The sequence below is a fragment of the Camelimonas fluminis genome (assembly GCF_014656355.1).
Taxonomy (GTDB): Bacteria; Pseudomonadota; Alphaproteobacteria; order Rhizobiales; family Beijerinckiaceae; genus Camelimonas; species Camelimonas fluminis.
Window position 1 is genome coordinate 1 of the sequence record NZ_BNCG01000092.1, and the last position, 2000, is coordinate 2000.

Below are 2000 nucleotides of genomic sequence, written 5' to 3' on the forward strand. Positions count from 1 at the left end.
CGTTCCGGATGCAACGCAGGACTCCCGCTTTGACGCCAATCCTCTGGTGACCGGAGAGCCGCATCTTCGGTTTTATGCAGGGGCGTTGCTCAAGACGGACGAGGGGCATCCAATTGGAACGGTATGCGTCCTCGACTACCAGCCGAGGGAACTGACGCCCGTCCAGCAGAATGCGCTCCGCATTCTGGCGCGCCAGGTAATGGTCCAGCTTGAGCTGCGGCAGGCGTTAAAGAATCTGGCCCGGCAGAACGCTATTCAGAAGCGCCTCAACTCACGGCGCACATTGTTGGCAGAGCGACTGGCGGCCGAGAACGAATTGATCCGGACGGACGAAAAACGTTTGCGTCTCGCACAGGATGCGGCTGGCATTGGAATTTTCGAGCTCGATGCAGTCACCGACGAACTGGAAGTCTCTGAGGAATTTTGCAGGGTCTTCGGCCTGCCGCCGTTGCGCAGTTATCCGGCCTCAGTATTGGAATCCCTCGTTGTTGGCGACGATGAGGGCGTGCGGTCAGACAAAGACAGCCGGACTCAGGGAACGGCGAAGCTGGATGTTGAATACCGCATTCGCCGCAGGAACGACCGTGAGCTTCGCTGGATAGCCCGTCGGGCACGTTTTGTCCGGGCGCCAGACGGCAAAGTGCTGAAAATGGTTGGTGTCGTGATGGACATCACGAGCAGCAAACAGCGTGACGCCCACACCGCGGCTCTCCTGTCCCTTGGGGACCGTCTTCGTGACGCCGGTTCTTTTGCCGAGGCCACACACCACGCTGTCGAAGCGCTTGCGGAGGTCTTCAAGGGGGATCGACTGGGCTACGCCACTGTTGACCAGAACGAAGGTTCGTTCGTGGTGCAGGCGGAACATCTCGCGCCAGGATTGCTGCCCATCAGAGGCCGGCATCTTCTCACCGAGCTACCGAGCACACTGGAAATGCTGGCAGACGGTGAACTGGTTGTAGTTGCGGACGCGGTAGCTGATGCGCGGATAGCTGGAGATATGCCAATATTTTCAGAACTGGGGGCGCGGTCTTTCCTGATGGCCCCCGTTCTCGATCATGGCCGCCTCGAAGGCGTGCTGTTCATATTGCACCGGAAACGGCGGTCATGGTCCAAGGATGAAATCGAATTTGCACGCCGGGTTGCGGACCGGACGTACGCCACCCTCGAACGGATCGAAGCTGAAGAACATCAGCGCGTTCTGAACCATGAACTGAGCCACCGGTTGAAAAACACATTGGCCATGGTGCAGGCAATTGCGTCCCAGACCCTGAGGAAGACCACAGCAGGAGAGGCGGTGGAAGCCTTCATGGCCAGGATACATGCCCTGGCCAAGGCACATGATGTGCTGCTGCAGGAATCGTGGTCCTCAGCGCGGATATACGCAGTTCTGGAACGGGTCCTGGAGGTTCATGCGGATCGGCCCCGCTTTGTGCTGTCCGGTCCGGACATGCGGCTTGGGCCAAAGGCGGGCCTCTCCCTTTCCCTGATATTCCATGAGCTTGCTACAAATGCCGTCAAGTACGGCTCACTTTCGACGCAATCCGGAACGGTCGAGGTTCGCTGGAGCATAAGCGTTGACGGAGGCGACGAGACCTTTAATTTGAAATGGGTAGAGAAGGGCGGGCCCCCTGTATCCGAGCCGAAGCAAAAAGGCTTTGGCTCTCGTCTCATTCAGATGGGTATTGCAGGAACTGGCACGGTTTCTAGGCGTTATGACCCAAACGGATTTGTTGCTGTGTTCCAATTGCCTATGAGCATCATCAGGGAATTGGTCTGATGACGTTGGAAGGCACGATATGGATCAAACGCAAAAGCCCCTGACGATCCTCGTTGTTGAAGACGAACCGTTGATCCGGATGGACCTGGTGGACCTGATCGAAGAGGCGGGCTTCCATACACTGGAAGCCCGGAATGCCGACGACGCGCTGGCAATCGTGGACGGCAAAGACGGATTTCAGGTGCTCTTTACCGATGTGGATATGCCGGGCTCCATAGATGGT

Annotated in this window: 2 protein-coding genes; both read left to right on the plus strand. The window is 57.7% G+C overall.

The window, feature by feature from the left end; translation table 11 throughout:
* A partial coding sequence (locus IE243_RS22255) for an HWE histidine kinase domain-containing protein (RefSeq protein WP_191321484.1) occupies positions 1–1777 on the plus strand: 1777 nt, incomplete at its 5' end.
* Positions 1778–1796: 19 nt separating this feature from the next.
* A partial coding sequence (locus tag IE243_RS23680) for a response regulator (RefSeq protein ID WP_194624606.1) occupies positions 1797–2000 on the plus strand: 204 nt, incomplete at its 3' end.